This window comes from Fuerstiella marisgermanici, assembly GCF_001983935.1.
GTDB lineage: Bacteria > Planctomycetota > Planctomycetia > Planctomycetales > Planctomycetaceae > Fuerstiella > Fuerstiella marisgermanici.
On sequence record NZ_CP017641.1, the window covers coordinates 2853820 to 2868634 of the forward strand.

Consider the following 14815-nt stretch of genomic DNA (forward strand, 5'->3'; position numbering starts at 1 on the left):
ATTGACCGTTAGCTCAGGCTGAGGAATGAGTACTTCAACGGGCGTGCATTGCGGTATTCCAAAGCTCTAAACAGCCCGTCGTCATCAAATCACGCGCTAAAAATCCGCCAACCTTTTTCTTACTTTCGGACACACGTTTAACATGCGTTGGTATTGGGTCGACAGGTTCATCGAATTCAATTCCGGGCAGTCGGCTAAGGCTGTCAAGAATGTATCGTTGTCTGAAGAACATCTGCACGACCACTTCCCGGGTTTTCCCGTGATGCCTGCGTCGCTGATGATTGAAGGAATGGCCCAAACGGGCGGCATTCTTCTCGGCGAAAAATACAATTTCGAATACAATGTGATTCTTGCCAAAGTGCCGAAGGTAGAATTCCACAGCTGGGCCTGTCCCGGCGACCAACTGATCTACGCGGCCACGCTGGAGAATGCGGGCGAACAAGGCGGGGCAGTACAAGTGACCGCTCACGTAGAAGACAGGCTTGTGGCGGAGGCCGACATTGTGTTCGTTCATCTTTCGACAGATGATCCACAGCTTAGCCGCATCGACCAAAAGAACTTTGTGTTCAAAATGAACCTTATGGATATCCTGACCGTCGGCAAAGCCGGGACTGGGGAATCGAAATAATGAAACGTCGAGTTGTCGTGACCGGGCTGGGTTGTATCACTCCATTGGGCAACAACGTTGCCGATATGTGGCAGGGTTTGCTGGCTGGCAAAAGCGGTGTGGGTCCGATCACTCACTTTGATGCCGCCAACTTCCCCACGAAGTTCGCTGCCGAAGTGAATGGCTTCGATTTCAATTCCTACGTCAAGGACCCTTCGCGCTTTGCAGACGCCGGGCGGAACATCCGCTTCGCCATCGGCGCAGCGTCGCAAGCGATGGACGACAGTGGGATAAGCGACGGCAAGAACTTCGACCCTGCCCGCTTTGGCGTGTATCTGGGTGCGGGCGAAGGGCAGCAGGACTTCATGCAGTTCATGACGCTGGTCGCCGACTCAGACAAAAACGGCGAAGTGGATCTGGAACGGTTCACCAACGATTTCCTGGCTTCCATGAACGCTCAGTTCGAACTGGAGCTGGAACCGAACATGCCGGCCGCTCACCTGGCGAGTTTGTTCAACGCCCAAGGCCCAAACCTGAACTGCCTGACGGCATGTGCCGCATCAAGTCAGGCGATCGGCGAAGCGACCGAAATTATTCGTCGAGGCGACGCGGATGCAATGTTGTCGGGCGGTGCTCACAGCATGATCCATCCGTTCGGGATCACCGGCTTCAATCTGCTGACGGCGTTGTCCGAGCACAACGATGATCCGCAGGGCGCGTCCCGTCCGTTCGATTTGAACCGGGATGGTTTTGTGATCGGCGAAGGAGCCGGGATGGTCATTCTGGAAGAGCTCGAGCACGCCCAGGCTCGGGGAGCTCAGATCTACGGCGAAATCAAAGGCTACGGTTCTACCGCCGATGCTTATCGAATCACCGATATCCATCCTGAGGGACGTGGCGCGATTGCGTGCATCAAGATGGCACTGAAGGATGCGGAAATCAATCCTGAAGCCGTCGGGTACGTGAACGCTCACGGTACCAGCACGAAAGTGAACGATCAGGTAGAAACGAAAGCGGTCAAGGGCGGACTGGGCGAGCATGCCTACAAGACGCCTGTATCCAGCATCAAGAGCATGCTCGGTCATTTGATCGCAGCCGCCGGCAGCGTAGAGGCCATCGCATGCATGCTGGCGATGCGAGACGGCGTATTGCCCGCTACCATCAATTACGAAACGCCCGACCCTGATTGCGATCTGGATTACATCCCCAACCAGGCGCGCGAAACGAAAGTGACGACGTGTCTATCCAACAGCTTCGGCTTTGGTGGACAAAACGTATCGTTGATCATTTCCGAATTCGCCGCGTAGCGTTTACGCACTCACGGGGTGGCCATTCATTCCGGCTAGTGCAGGACTCACGTCAACAGCCGCCTGTTCAAGGTTGCGTACGACGCCAACGACCTGGCCTAAGATCTGCCGTGTCGGTGTCGGAAACGCACCAGCAATCGCTGGCTGCAACTTGTCACCGTCTTTGGGTGCGCGGCACAGAGTAACGCTGTGGCGATCATCCAGGGCTGCGACAAGGCTTCCTTCGGGGCCAACTTCTCCTCGCAGCACAATCACGTAGTCACCGTCGACGATGCCGAGTGATTGAAACGCGGAGCCCTGAATTCTAAGGCATTCTTTGCGCCCGCCGGTGAAGACCGGTTCGAATTCCACCTGCTCTTCAGACGACACAGCCGACTGAATGGGGCTTCCGGAGACTGCAGTGCCAATCAGCGGCAGTGCAAGCCGTTTGGGGATAAGCTCAGACAGGCAAATCGCGCGAGACATATTAGATTCGCGCCGGATGAGCCCCTTCTTTTCCAGGGCCTTCAAGTGACACATGACCCCGTTCGGCGACTTGATTTCGAAGTGTTCACCAATCTCACGCACGGTTGGCCCGTACCCTCGATTGATGATCTTATCCTTGAGGAACTCAAAGATGTCACGCTGTCGTTTGGTAAGAGCGGCTCGTTTCTCTGAAGTAACCATCCGTCGAAACCTGTCTTTCAATGCTTCGAATTGACGCCATCGCGGCCCGGGTACATTTAATAAGTGGCCCAATACCCGATCCAACACCCAACTTGCGCTGAGCGCTTATCGACGACATAAAAATCCGAACTCCCACCGATGCCTGCTTCGGAAAGCAGCGTCACGACTTAGAGCACGGTTCAAACAAGGAAGGCATGCAGCCAGGCCCGCTGATGTCTCCAACGCGATGTACACAATGTGCACCAACGTACACTCAAGGCTGGGTAATAACAACCATCCACTCGTCGCACGCTACGTGTACAAAAGAATGCACGAACGGTATGGAGATCGCGAGGTAGGGCATTGACCCGCCATCAAATGTGCACATTTGTGCGTATACCGGAATTTTCCTGCACTTCCGGGGGACAAAATTCGGCTTTGAGTAGGAAAAACACGCGTTTTGACGAATCGGGCCGCGTTTCCAAATTCATACTAGACGCCTGACCACGTCCCGTATTGCCGCGGGAGTTTGCTCGGATACACGTGCACACCAACTACCTGGTGCGCCACCGTTTTGCCATTAGCGCCAGTTCCGGCCCCGTCAGGTCGACATCAACTGCGATGCCGTCGGCGTCTAGAAACCACGCGGTTTCGCTGTGAGAAATGCCCCAGAAGCGGACCAAAGGATTGTCCCACCCACGTTGGTCAGCTGAGGGAAAGAAGATCTGCCGACCGGGAAGCGCGTACTGTGCGCAGGACTTCCTAACCGCTGCTCGCTCCTGATCCAGGCTGATCCCGACAAACTGAATGTCGTCACCGGCGGCCGCTTCCAGTTCCTTCAACGCTGGAAGAAAGTCTGATTGAAAATCGGGGCTGGTCGAATTCCAAAAGTACAGCACGGTCGCGGTGCCAATAAAACTCTCTGCGGACACAAATCCGCCGTCCAGCGTTGGACCGGCAAATTGATTTAACTGCTGGCCAGGCAGAGCAAACCTTCGAAGCGACGTGGCCGCGTCGCGAGCGGCTTCTGAATGAGGGAACCGCTGAACGAGCATTTCGTAGCAGCGTTTGGCCTCAGCACGCATCGACTGGCCGCTGCTTGTGGCAGTCGCAGATATGGAACGCAATTCGTTGCTGCGTCCGGCGACATAAAGCAGTGTGACCGCCCGTTCCTGGTCCTGTGGAAACCGCTGAGCAAACTCGCGCGACCAACGGCCAGCTTCCAGCAGCCACCGTTCGTTCGACTCCGAACTTTGCCGAGCCATCGCGTGTGCGAAGACAGCCAGGCAATGTAGACCCTCGGCGGCAGACGCGGACGACGGGTCTGCCGAGTTTAAACTTTCCACGTCGCGATAAAGTTGGTGAATGTCGCTCGCGTCACCATTCAACGCAAGGTTGCGTCGAGCTTCCAGCAGTTCGACAACGGCCGCTTCGCACAATCGTTCCTGGTGATCGTCATGTACTGTTTCAGCAATCAGCTGTGTCGCCAGTTCGATAAGTCGAAGGCTGCCTTGACGGTCGAACTTACCATTCGATGCATCGTCACCCGCGGCCAACGACGCTTTGATGTGGAGAATTTTTCGCAGCCGTTCGTCGTCCAATTCACGGCTCGTTGCAGCGTCATCGTTGGGCACGACCGTGGCAGGACTGGGAACAACGCCGTCGGGCAGAGGTTTTTCGGCGACTGGATTCGGGACAGAAACCGTGACATTCGTCGCATTGCCGCTTCGCGTCCGGGCCGACTGCGCAGCGCCGTCGGGGTCAGCATCGCATCCGGCCAAACCGAGCCATGCCAGCAGTGCCAGACGTTTGAATTGCATCATTGACTTCCCTGAATGGTTCGGCCGTAACGCTCCTGCCTTACGTGTAAAAAGCTTAATAAAACCATTGCATTAGCAACACTGTAATTCGAAGTGCGTTTTGACTAACGTCTGGCGCTGACACACATCAGCGCGAATTTTCCAGAGTCGTCGGAGGCGTTGAATTTTTCATGAGAAGACCGAATTCATGCTCGATCAAAGCAATCAATCACCATCAGACCTTCACATCGTCGCGATCCACGCGCACCCGGACGACATAGAAATCCAATGCGCGGGCACGCTGTTGCGGCTCAAGCAATTGGGCTGCCGGATCTCCGTTGCAACAATGACGGCTGGAGACGGCGGCAGTGCAGAACTGTCTGCCGACGAAATCTCCACGATTCGCCGAGCCGAAGCAGCCTCCGCAGCTGAAGTCATGGGCGCAGACTACACGTGTCTGGAATTTCGCGACTTGTCCATCTGTTTCGACAATGACAGCCGTCGACGAATGACCGAGTACCTGCGGCGGACACAGCCAGACGTCGTGCTGACGGCTCCACCAGTCGACTACATGCACGATCATGAAATCACCAGCATGCTGGTCCGCGACGCGTGCTTCAACGCGTCTGTCCCGAACTACAAGACTCGCCAATGGGATCCAGCTCCTCCGATGCAGAAGATCCCGTATCTGTACTTCATGGATGCGATTGAGGGCACCGATCACTTCAGCAATCGTCAGCCGGTGGATTTCATCGTGGATGTTTCCGCGCAGTTTGACCAAAAGCTGGAAGCTCTGGCCTGTCATGCCAGCCAGCGGGAATGGCTGCGGAAGCAACACGGCATCGACGAGTACCTCGAATCGTGCCGTCGCTGGGGGGCTGAACGTGGAACAGAAAAGGGCGTTGGGTACGGCGAAGGATTCCGACAGTACAAAGGGCACCCGCACCCGACGGACAATCTGCTGAAATCGCTTCTTGACGTCACCATTGTTTGAAAAAGTGGTCAAAACGCTGAATGTCGATTCGACGGACCTGCTGCGGCAAGCTATCCTCCCGGATCGACAACACCGTCCACAATGCGACTCGTTTCCGCTGCCCTAGAGCGTTATTCAGCTATGACAGATCAGAGCCCCACTATCGACAAGCCACTGTTTTCGGCCGTTGAGGTCGAGCAATTCGAAGCGGACGACGTAGTTGCCGGTTCGGCAATCGGAAGAATGCTGTCGTTCCTGTTCCTGTACACAGTTCTGGCGATGACGTTCGTCGTGTGGTGGACGTTCGATTCAGTCACCGTCGACAGTGCTGCCGCAGAAGCGAATGCAGCCGCAGCTGAGCACGACGACGATCACGATCACTAACAGCACACATCGCCAAGGCGACAGCGAAGCTTAGAACTGCAATTACCGACGAGTTCAGTCGGTGAGCAACGGCGTGGCCTTTGCCGCCTCATCCAGTCGTCCACGAGCGTGATCCGCCCACGGACCTCGCGAATCGTACCGCAGGTACTTTTCCCAATAGCCAATGGCCTCATCCCCACGCTGCATCTGATCCAGCAATTGGGCGTAATGCAATAGCGCGTCGGGATTTGAATCGTGAATCTTAATCGCCGTCGACAGGGCTTCTTCCGCAGCCGCCCATTGCTCGCATTCAGTCTGCAGGCATCCCAGTTGCGTCCATGCTTCGATAAAATCGGGCGCGGATTCGATGGCACAGTGATACCGCTCAATAGCCGCTTCGGTTTTCCCGGCGCGGTACAACGCGTCGGCCAGATGGAAGTGAACATCGGCCGGGTCGGGGTAAACGCCAACGTCTTCAACCGCCTGAATGGGCTCACCGCTGGCGCCGCCAGAACTGGTCGCCAGTAGACTCAGGCAGTTTCGGAAAGCATTCACCGCCGATTCGAACGCTCCCTCTTCCGACAGACGGCAGCCTTCATTGAACCATTCATCGGCCGTCCATTCCTGCATGCTGCGATCGTCCAGCTTCAGTCGAGCTTCGACGATGGAAATTGCAATCGGGCCTTCATCGTAGGCTTGCTCTGCTGTCGGCTCGTCTGCGTCAGATCCTTCATCAGCGTCGGCATCCCCAGCAGGCTGATTCGAATCGTGCTCAACATGAAGCGACAACTGCGGCTCAACCCCGAAATCAAGCAACCGCTGACCGGTGCGCGGATTAAGAACTCCGTGAGCATCTCGCAGCACGATTTTTTCGTCCTGCACCAGCAGTGTTAGTTGAGCCAGCGATCTGTCTGTGCCGGTCAGAGTCATACTCAGTTCCACAAGGCTGCGTTCGAGTGTTTCTGCGCGGACGCCTTCATTAAGTAAATTGGCCAATCGCTGAGCACTCGCAACTTCACGGTAGTCAAAGTATGGAAGTCGGCTGATTCGCCGAACCGGCTTGATCAGCCCGATGCGGTCCCACCGGCGAATGATCCCTACTGGCACATTCAACAGTCGGCTTAGCATTGCGGGCGTGTAAGACCGCTGAATTTCGTCTCGGCGTTCGTTGAGGCCGATCAGGTGCAGCCAGTCCGATTCAGACACGACCCGAATCTCGGCACCATCGGCGACCAGTTGAGTCGTCAGCTTCAGCTTTTGCGAAGCCTCGCCGTCTTCTTCCAGTGGCCAACCTTCTTCGCCAACCACCAGCATTGTCACGGCGCCAGACACAGATTGCACTGAGCGGCCGCCGTGCGTTTCGACCAGCGCAGCGGCCTCCCGGTGAACCATGGACGCCAGCGTGCCGGTGAACGTCACGCATTCGCCGGACAGCGGCAGCGAACTGTTCAGTTCTGTGTTTTTCAGTTCAGGGAATTCCGTTGAATCGGTCACGGGGGAGACTCGTCGTACATTTTCCGGGAGTTTGGATTCCATTCGAATCCGTGACAGCTATCGTCGCGACCATACCGTAGAAATTCCACAAACGGTAGCATTCGGACCTTCTAGTGATATAAGTCCGAAAAAATCCGGCGGTGCGGCAATAGCGTCTGCCACATTGCCACCCGTTGCCGCGTAGGCTTCGTAAGCGGCAGGACGCTAACCGCTGGTTTTCCGGCAAAACAACAGTACCTCAAACACTCAAACCAACATCAAAAGAGCTCATGCCAACGATTCAATCAAGCGACCCGGCCGTCTGGGACTCCATCTGCCACGAACGCACTCGCCAGGCCGAAGGTCTGGAATTGATCGCGTCGGAAAACTACACCAGCGAAGCCGTCATGGAAGCGGCCGGCACGGTACTCACAAATAAATATGCCGAAGGCTATCCCGGTCGACGCTACTACGGCGGGTGCGAACACGTCGACACCGTCGAAGACATCGCTCGCGAACGAGCCTGTGAATTGTTCGGCGCTGAGCACGCCAACGTTCAGCCTCATGCCGGATCGCAGGCCAACATGGCCGTGTATCTGACCGTGATGGAACCTGGCGACACCGTGCTGGCCATGGACCTCGCCCACGGTGGGCACTTGACTCACGGCATGCGACTGAACTTCAGTGGCAAGCTGTACAAGACAGCTCACTACGGTGTTCGAGAAGACGACAATCGGATCGACTTCGATCAGGTGGCGGCTTTGGCCAAAGAACACAAGCCGAAGATGATCATCGCCGGAGCCAGCGCGTATCCTCGCGAAATCGACCACGCTAAGTTCGCTGACATCGCCAAAGAAAACGGCGCGGTCCTGATGGTGGATATGGCTCACTACGCAGGCCTTGTCGCGGGCGGCATTCACAACAACCCGGTTCCCGTCGCCGACTTTGTGACGACCACAACGCACAAAACTTTGCGAGGTCCTCGGTCCGGCTTGATTCTGTGCCGCAAAGACGCTGCCAAAGATATCGATCGCAGTGTGTTCCCCGGCATGCAGGGCGGACCGCTGATGCACATTGTTGCGGCGAAGGCCATCTGCTTCGGCGAAGCGCTGAAACCGGAATTCAAGCAGTACGCTCAGCAGATCGTCGACAACGCAAAGACGCTGTCCGAAACACTACTCGCGGGCGGGCTGCGACTGGCGTCCGGCGGCACGGACAACCACCTGATGCTGTGCGACGTGACGGCTATCGACCTGTCCGGCAGCATCGCCGAAGAAGCGTTGGACAAAGCGGGCATTACCGTCAACAAGAACATGATCCCCTTCGACAAACGCAAGCCTATGGACCCCAGCGGTATTCGAATCGGAACCGCCGCCCTGACCACTCGTGGTATGAAAACCGATGAGATGAAAAAAGTGGGAGCGTGGATTCTGGAAGTGCTGAAGAATTGCGACAACGATTCGGAACTCACCCGCATCCGCGCCGAGATCGCGGAATTCACGAAGGCCTTCCCCGTGCCGGGCATCGCGTAGCCGGCGCAAGACACTTGCAGCTGGCTCAGCACTAATGACGTCGGTCAAAAACGCGGACACCGGAACTTGCTGAGTTCCGGTGTTTCGCGGCGACGTGAGTGTGAACCGAAATCCATTAATTCACGGCGCGTCGTAGGATGAATGTTGCACAGCCCAGCCGAAGCCTTCTATGGGCTTGCTGGCGACACGGTGTGGTCGGTGCCCGAACTTTTTCCGGACAGCACGACAGCCAAAGCGGTCGCGGTAACGCCTGTGGCCATCATGGCTGGAGAAACCATCGGTGCGCCGTACCCGTATTGTCCCAGTAGCTGTTCGTTGCCGACAACAACCGCCGGGCGAGTGACCGCAGATGGCGGTGCGTTTTCGGGATTCCACAACCGGAAAGCTGTCGTTTGCCCGCCGGTCAGCAGCGAATGCACGCCGGGCCGCAAACGCTTGATCAGGATTTTCCCTTCGCTGTTGCTACGCACGTAGGCGATGGGATGTCCCTTGTGTTCGACACGGACCAACGTTTGGGGAACCGGTTTACCAGCCCCGTCGACGACTGCAAACTCGACAGCGCCGTGCGGATTCAGCTGCACGTCTCGCACAATCGAAGCTGGCGGAGCCGTCGGACGCTCATCGCTAAACGCAATCGACTGCAGACATGGACTTAACACCAGCGCCAAAGCGACGGCACTGGAAATGGGTGAACCGATCGAAGAGTGTTTCACGATAGTAACCCGAGAACAGGGGCCAGCAAACAGTCCGAGCTACATCTTGTGAGCCTGCGACGACTGTCATCGTTGGCAGGTCCTGCAGAAGCAGCTCATAAAGCGGCAAACCGCGCCGCGCTGTCAGCGTAGTGAAATCCGAAATCTCCGAAAATACGAACCTATGCGTTTTACGACTTCAGTTTCACGTTGGACCGCCCATTCACTAAAGGCACCGGGGGCTTCTCCGGCAGAAATTGCCTGCAGGTAGTCCTTCAGCATCAATCGGGTGTCAGTGGAATCGTTCATGAGATAATGAACCCACGCCCAGCTGTCACGATAGTGAGCTGCCGTCATCGCGGATGCCGCCGGAATCTGTTCGAGCCGCTCCAGCTTTGGCTGCCAACCGCTGCGACAACGCCATTTCATCCCAGCCAGTCGCGACGATTTTTCACGCGTCTCCGGGCGTTCTTCCATAAACTCGGCCAGCCCTTCGTCGATCCACAACGGAACGTAGGGCAACGACTGGTGCAGCAGTGCATGAGTGTATTCGTGGCGCAAGTCGACCGTCAGCTCAGCGTGACGATACGCATAGATCTGAAACAAACCGCCGTGCTTGTAGAAAATCGCACGGCGTTTTAATCCTTCCGGAATTCGACTCGACAGGTACGCCCGATAGCTGGCCGGTGACTTAAACAGAATCAGCTGGACATTTTGATTGTCGCCAGACAGCTCAAGCAACGTCTGGACTTCGCGCTGGACTGCTTGCAGTTCTTTCACGATGCCGTCGACATCGACCCGAAATTCGGAGAACACTTCAAGCGATTCAGTCTTCTGATGATCCACCCAGACCTGTCCGCATGCCAGTTCCGAGCCGACCCCACACATGGCCAGGACGACGCAGATCAGCCGCATCTCCCGTAAGTGTGTCATGGTGATGGCTTTCGTACCGCTTGCCAGGTTCAAGAGGCGTCAGGGACGCGGGGAAGGAATGCGCGGGGCTTCTGCGGTTACGTATGTTCAGCAATCACGACAGAATCGGCGTCGGATGTGTAAGAAATCCACGCGGCAGGCGTCAACCTCAGATCGTAGAGGCAGCCTACTATGGAAGTGTTCTGATCACTTTGCGGACACCCGCAAAACCCATTCTTTACGTGAGGGTGTTGCCCCATTCTGCAGGTGTTTATGCGTTAATGCCTTCCCAAATGTGGGCAGTCCTCCATTCGGTATGTTGAAATACAGGTATATGGGGCGTATAACACCCGCATGAAATCCGAAATTTTTTCACACGGGCAGCCTGTGATCTTACGCAACGGCGTCAGACACACTGCTTGAAGGAAGGTTGGAGGACTAAGGGGCGATAAATGAACTACTGTAGTCTATAGATAGTAAGTGGCGCAAAACTGTTTGGAGAGTTCTTAACAGTTGCGCGTCAAGAGTTGCAGTGGTTCACACACGATTCTGATATGCGGATTGTATTCGGCAATTTTCAGATGTACTGTCGTCGACAGCACCATAACCGAAGCGTCTGCAATCGTTTCCAGAAAACAGGGGAAATTTGATGTTACCAAAAAAGGGCCGTATCACTCGCAGGAAGCCAAAGAAAGCTCCACCACCGACCGAATTTGAGAGTCCGCGCAAGCGACGAGATTTCACCGTGTTTCTGGTTGAAGACGACCAGGGCATTCGTGCGTCGTTGAAAGAAGCTTTGGAAGAAGAAAAGCTTCAGGTCAACGATTACATGACCGCCATGGAATTCTATCGCGATTACCGCGAAGTTGTTCCCGGCGTATTGGTTCTGGACATTCGCCTGCCGGGCATGTCTGGCATCGAACTGCAGGAAAAACTGGCCGAAGAAGAATTCCCGCTGCCCGTTGTCATGATCTCAGGTCACGCTGACGTGCCAATGGCTGTGCGAGCCATGAAGAATGGTGCTTTCGACTTTCTCTGCAAGCCAGTGAAAGTTGATGATCTTGTTGCAGCAGTCGGTCGAGCGTACGATCACTACTATGATGTCGACGTCGACATGGACGACGAACTGGACGCAACGGAAGACAGTCTCAACCGACTGACAGGTCGCGAACGAGAAGTTCTGGATCACGTTGTGGATGGACTTTCCAGCCGCGAGATCGCTGAAGAACTCACGGTCAGCACAAAGACGGTCGAAGCTCATCGAGCCCGCATCAACGATAAGATGCGAGCAGACAATGTGGCTCACTTGATCCGAATGTGTTTCAATTTTAACGCTGCCGAAGAAGTGTAAGCTTCTTGTCGCTGCGAAAGAATTGACGGGCCAATTGAAAACGCCGTGCGAATCTTCGCACGGCGTTTTTCATGCGCGGTTTATTGTTTGGGGCGTCGAATTGCACCTCCGCCCGCGATTGCACTAAACTGAATCAGATCCTGCTGTCGTCGCTATCCCCGACCACGTTCACGGCATTTTCCCGGAGACCATTTTGGCGCGTTACTGGATTCGAAACCGTGGTCGTGTGCAAGGCCCGTTCTCAGAAGAACGCATCCAGGGACTGTTACGCCGAGGGCGTTTTAGTCGCCACTTTCACGTGTCGGAAGACCGGAAAAACTGGTACCCGGCAGGCGATTTCCCGGAACTGTTTGCCGAAGCGGGCGGGCCGGAACCGGACGACGAGGACGGCCATTTTCGTTCGGGCGGATCACCGTTCGATGACGACGAAGACGATGACTACGACGATCCTCCCGAACGATCTCGTCGCAAAACACAGCGGGCTTCCAAACCGCAGGCGACCCGACGTCGAACTTCTGTGCCAGATGATGATGACGACGACATTCGTGATGAACACGACGATGATGATGAGGACTGGGAGGGCGACGACACCGATGGCGTTCTGACCGGACTTGTCGACTGGATTGAATCAAACGTCAAGGTGCTTGCCGTCGTGCTGTTGCTGGTGTTGGGCGTGCTGTCGTGGTTTGCGTTCATGAAGGAAGATTTCACTCAGGACACCGCTGATCTGAAAACACTGCAGGGTTATCACAGTCAGATCGTTCGCGCGCATCAGACAGGAGCTGCTGCCGACCAGTGGATTCCGATGATGGAACGGATTCTGACCGAGCTAGCGCCGCTGGTAGAGCGTCTTGACGAAAATGCGTCGGCCATGGATCACGTGAAGCAGAAGCTGCTGTTTGTCGCGCGAGACGACATTCCTCGCATGCTCAAAGAGCTTCCGGTCAACAAGCAGGATGCAGCTCAACGAGTGATGCAGCAGTTGGAACTTGTGGACAACATGATCCAGCAGCAAACGCGGTTCAGCGAAGCAGGTTCGTTGACGGCCCCGCAACTGATTCCGCCGCGAGCACCGCAGCCGAATCCACCGCCAGCTGGCCAAACCCCACTCGGCGAGGCCCCGCCCGGCGCGACACCGCCAGCAGAAGCCCCCGGCACGAACAATTCTGGCACAAACAGCACCGGTGCGAGCAGTCCAGGCACAAACAGTCCAGGCACCGGAAATCCTGCGAGCAGTATTCCCGGGACGGGGCGGCCGTAACCTTCGCCACAAGACGTACAAAGCCAAGCGGCAGGAGCGGGAGCACGTCACATTGCTCCACTCCGCGTGCGGCGTCGGACCAACTTCACGCCCTGCGAGGCCGGCCCGGATCAGCGGCCCGCTTCGGTGGCTCAATTCAAGTCGCTCTTACTGGTCTCTGCGTCGGCCTGATCAGCTTCGTCTTTCAACGCCGCCAGCAATTTGCGAATATCGGCGGCTCCGCGAACCATGACCAGGACGGACATCAGCCCAAAGGCACTCAGCAGCGCCACGAAAACGACTTTCCAGATGATCACCCAATTCATGATTGATACTCCGGAATCGCGACTCGCTTATCATTCGGCTCATCCGGCCGCAAAAGCGACCCCACGACCGTCAGCACAATTGCGACGGCAACTGTGAGCAGGCCGACCTGAGGACTGGTCAGAACTTCGATCCAGTCGCCAGCTTCGTTTTGGTATTTCAGGCCGCTCGCTTTTTGAATCGGTTCCAGTCCCAGCAGCATAAACAAGCCGGACAGCAGCCCCAGAAACGCGCCAAACGAACTGGCACCTTTCCAATAAACGCCCAGCATCAACACCACAAAAGCGCCCGTGAAATAGATGCCACCGGTGACCGCCATATAGTCCCAGATATCTTCTCCGCCTGTGTAGAACAGACTCCAGCACAGCACGTAGCCGCCCATTAAGACGATCAGAATTCGAGTCAGCCGAACTCGTGAAGCAGTCGGAAATTCGGACGACTTCAATGGCGCGACAATGTCCTGAGTGATCACGGAACTCCACGCCAGGAAGTACGAATCGTGAGTCGACATGAAGGCGGCAATCATGCCGGCCGTCACGATGCCGATCATCACCGGCGGCAGCAGACGACCTAAAAAGATGGGCATCGCATACAAATCGTCCAGCGGCGCCTGACTTGCATCCGACGGCCAGAACAATTCCTGCAGCCCCGATCCTTCGCCGCCGCCAACTATAAACACCAACGCGCAGATGCCCCAAAAGTAGGGAATGATAAATCGCACGGCAAACGAAATCGACGACCAGCAATACTGACGCCGCACCGACTTCTCACTTTCCATCGCTAATGCTCGAGCAACCGCAGTTGGCCAGACAGCCGCACCGACAAAACCGGTCGTGATGACCATCCAAAACATGTACGACCAGCCGAAGCCTTCCAAAGTCGGATCGAAGCCGGCGTCTCCCAGATGAATCTGCACAGTATCGAAGATGTGTGTCCATCCGAGTTTCCAGATGGCCAGCACGGTGGCGAGCAGCAGGCCAAAGGACAGCACGACAAATTGCACATAGTCTGTCAGCACGACAGAAATCATTCCGCCCAAAGTGGTGTACACCAGCACCAGCGTCAGCAGGCCAACCATTACCCAGTGCAACGCATAACTTTCGCTGGCCATGCCGGTGACGCCCACGATGAACATCGAACCCGTTTTCAGAAACAGGCCCATGTTCAGGATTCCGGCGAACACCAGAATCACAGCACCCAGAACGCGGATCTTTTTGTTGAATCGCTTTTCGTAGAATTCGGGAATCGTCAGCACTTCCATGCGCCGCAATGGCCCGACAATAAAGCCCGTCAGGCCCACAAACAACGTTCCGACACCAGCAATCAGCCCAATATGAAACGCCGCAAATCCTCCGTTGAAACCCTTTTGAGCCGAATACATCACCGTGACCAGGCCCAGTTCTGTGCCCGTCATCGTGGCCACGCCCAGCCATGTGCCCAGCTTGCGGCCGGCGCCGATATAATTTTCCATCGACCCGGCGTAGCGTTTTACGAGGAGGCCGATGCCTAACGAAATCGTCAGGTAGGCCACAACGATCACAGTGTCGAGCGTACTGAAGTTCGTCTGGCTGAATGCTTCGCGGGCGGCTTCGTTCAT

Annotated in this window: 14 protein-coding genes; 7 read left to right on the forward strand and 7 right to left on the reverse strand. The window is 56.0% G+C overall.

The features are described from left to right. Window positions 1–142 precede the first annotated feature (142 nt). Together Fuma_RS10805 and fabF are read left to right on the forward strand one after the other, a co-directional pair. Window positions 143–628: a 3-hydroxyacyl-ACP dehydratase FabZ family protein gene (locus tag Fuma_RS10805; protein WP_077024152.1), complete on the forward strand. Its 486-nt coding sequence runs from the start codon at window positions 143–145 to the stop codon at window positions 626–628. Next, entirely contained in the window at window positions 628–1914 is a 1287-nt protein-coding gene (gene fabF, locus Fuma_RS10810) for a beta-ketoacyl-ACP synthase II (protein WP_077024153.1), read from the forward strand. Before Fuma_RS10805 ends, fabF begins: the two co-directional genes overlap by 1 nt. Before the next feature lie 3 nt (window positions 1915–1917). Here the strand turns inward: fabF and lexA are convergent, their stop codons facing one another. Beyond that, window positions 1918–2580, reverse strand: coding sequence for a transcriptional repressor LexA (lexA, locus tag Fuma_RS10815; protein WP_077024154.1), 663 nt, complete (start codon window positions 2578–2580; stop codon window positions 1918–1920). A gap of 533 nt (window positions 2581–3113) precedes the next feature. Further along, window positions 3114–4382 (reverse strand): TlpA family protein disulfide reductase, encoded by a 1269-nt coding sequence (locus tag Fuma_RS10820; protein WP_077024155.1) that lies wholly within the window; start codon window positions 4380–4382, stop codon window positions 3114–3116. A 184-nt stretch (window positions 4383–4566) separates the two neighbouring features. On the opposite strand from Fuma_RS10820, the gene Fuma_RS10825 reads away from it, so the two are divergent. Then, window positions 4567–5352 (forward strand): PIG-L deacetylase family protein, encoded by a 786-nt coding sequence (locus Fuma_RS10825; RefSeq protein WP_077024156.1) that lies wholly within the window; start codon window positions 4567–4569, stop codon window positions 5350–5352. 120 nt (window positions 5353–5472) lie between these two features. Beyond that, on the forward strand, window positions 5473–5715 hold the full coding sequence (locus tag Fuma_RS10830) for a hypothetical protein (RefSeq protein WP_077024157.1): 243 nt from the start codon (window positions 5473–5475) through the stop codon (window positions 5713–5715). A gap of 54 nt (window positions 5716–5769) precedes the next feature. On the opposite strand, the gene Fuma_RS10835 is transcribed toward Fuma_RS10830, so the two are convergent. Beyond that, the gene (locus Fuma_RS10835; protein WP_229360893.1) at window positions 5770–7188 is read right to left on the reverse strand and encodes a MerR family transcriptional regulator; all 1419 of its coding nucleotides are present in this window, start codon (window positions 7186–7188) and stop codon (window positions 5770–5772) included. Window positions 7189–7457: 269 nt separating this feature from the next. On the opposite strand from Fuma_RS10835, the gene Fuma_RS10840 reads away from it, so the two are divergent. Beyond that, window positions 7458–8699, forward strand: a complete 1242-nt coding sequence (locus tag Fuma_RS10840; protein ID WP_077024158.1) for a serine hydroxymethyltransferase — start codon at window positions 7458–7460, stop codon at window positions 8697–8699. Between the two features lie 167 nt (window positions 8700–8866). Here the strand turns inward: Fuma_RS10840 and Fuma_RS10845 are convergent, their stop codons facing one another. Beyond that, window positions 8867–9412 carry a hypothetical protein gene (locus tag Fuma_RS10845; protein ID WP_077024159.1) on the reverse strand — a complete coding sequence of 182 codons (546 nt, stop codon included), beginning with the start codon at window positions 9410–9412 and terminating at the stop codon, window positions 8867–8869. A gap of 123 nt (window positions 9413–9535) precedes the next feature. Next, window positions 9536–10324 carry a hypothetical protein gene (locus Fuma_RS10850; protein WP_145944100.1) on the reverse strand — a complete coding sequence of 263 codons (789 nt, stop codon included), beginning with the start codon at window positions 10322–10324 and terminating at the stop codon, window positions 9536–9538. A gap of 628 nt (window positions 10325–10952) precedes the next feature. On the opposite strand from Fuma_RS10850, the gene Fuma_RS10855 reads away from it, so the two are divergent. Both Fuma_RS10855 and Fuma_RS10860 read left to right on the forward strand, forming a co-directional pair. Continuing rightward, window positions 10953–11654 (forward strand): response regulator transcription factor, encoded by a 702-nt coding sequence (locus tag Fuma_RS10855; protein WP_083731959.1) that lies wholly within the window; start codon window positions 10953–10955, stop codon window positions 11652–11654. Window positions 11655–11847: 193 nt separating this feature from the next. Continuing rightward, window positions 11848–12915, forward strand: coding sequence for a DUF4339 domain-containing protein (locus Fuma_RS10860; RefSeq protein ID WP_145944101.1), 1068 nt, complete (start codon window positions 11848–11850; stop codon window positions 12913–12915). Window positions 12916–13046: 131 nt separating this feature from the next. Here the strand turns inward: Fuma_RS10860 and Fuma_RS35230 are convergent, their stop codons facing one another. Together Fuma_RS35230 and Fuma_RS10865 are read right to left on the reverse strand one after the other, a co-directional pair. Next, on the reverse strand, window positions 13047–13220 hold the full coding sequence (locus Fuma_RS35230; RefSeq protein WP_158520939.1) for a hypothetical protein: 174 nt from the start codon (window positions 13218–13220) through the stop codon (window positions 13047–13049). Continuing rightward, the gene (locus Fuma_RS10865) at window positions 13217–14815 is read right to left on the reverse strand and encodes a sodium:solute symporter family protein (RefSeq protein ID WP_077024162.1); all 1599 of its coding nucleotides are present in this window, start codon (window positions 14813–14815) and stop codon (window positions 13217–13219) included. Before Fuma_RS10865 ends, Fuma_RS35230 begins: the two co-directional genes overlap by 4 nt.

Excerpts from the sequence above, each read along its gene's own strand:
- Fuma_RS10855 (WP_083731959.1), top strand. The coding sequence starts at position 10,953 with ATGTTACCAAAAAAGGGCCGTATCACTCGCAGGAAGCCAAAGAAAGCT.
- Fuma_RS10850 (WP_145944100.1), bottom strand. The coding sequence starts at position 10,324 with ATGACACACTTACGGGAGATGCGGCTGATCTGCGTCGTCCTGGCCATG.
- Fuma_RS10830 (WP_077024157.1), top strand. The coding sequence starts at position 5,473 with ATGACAGATCAGAGCCCCACTATCGACAAGCCACTGTTTTCGGCCGTT.
- Fuma_RS10840 (WP_077024158.1), top strand. The coding sequence starts at position 7,458 with ATGCCAACGATTCAATCAAGCGACCCGGCCGTCTGGGACTCCATCTGC.
- lexA (WP_077024154.1), bottom strand. The coding sequence starts at position 2,580 with ATGGTTACTTCAGAGAAACGAGCCGCTCTTACCAAACGACAGCGTGAC.
- fabF (WP_077024153.1), top strand. The coding sequence starts at position 628 with ATGAAACGTCGAGTTGTCGTGACCGGGCTGGGTTGTATCACTCCATTG.
- Fuma_RS10805 (WP_077024152.1), top strand. The coding sequence starts at position 143 with ATGCGTTGGTATTGGGTCGACAGGTTCATCGAATTCAATTCCGGGCAG.
- Fuma_RS10820 (WP_077024155.1), bottom strand. The coding sequence starts at position 4,382 with ATGATGCAATTCAAACGTCTGGCACTGCTGGCATGGCTCGGTTTGGCC.
- Fuma_RS10865 (WP_077024162.1), bottom strand. The coding sequence starts at position 14,815 with ATGAACGAAGCCGCCCGCGAAGCATTCAGCCAGACGAACTTCAGTACG.
- Fuma_RS10825 (WP_077024156.1), top strand. The coding sequence starts at position 4,567 with ATGCTCGATCAAAGCAATCAATCACCATCAGACCTTCACATCGTCGCG.
- Fuma_RS35230 (WP_158520939.1), bottom strand. The coding sequence starts at position 13,220 with ATGAATTGGGTGATCATCTGGAAAGTCGTTTTCGTGGCGCTGCTGAGT.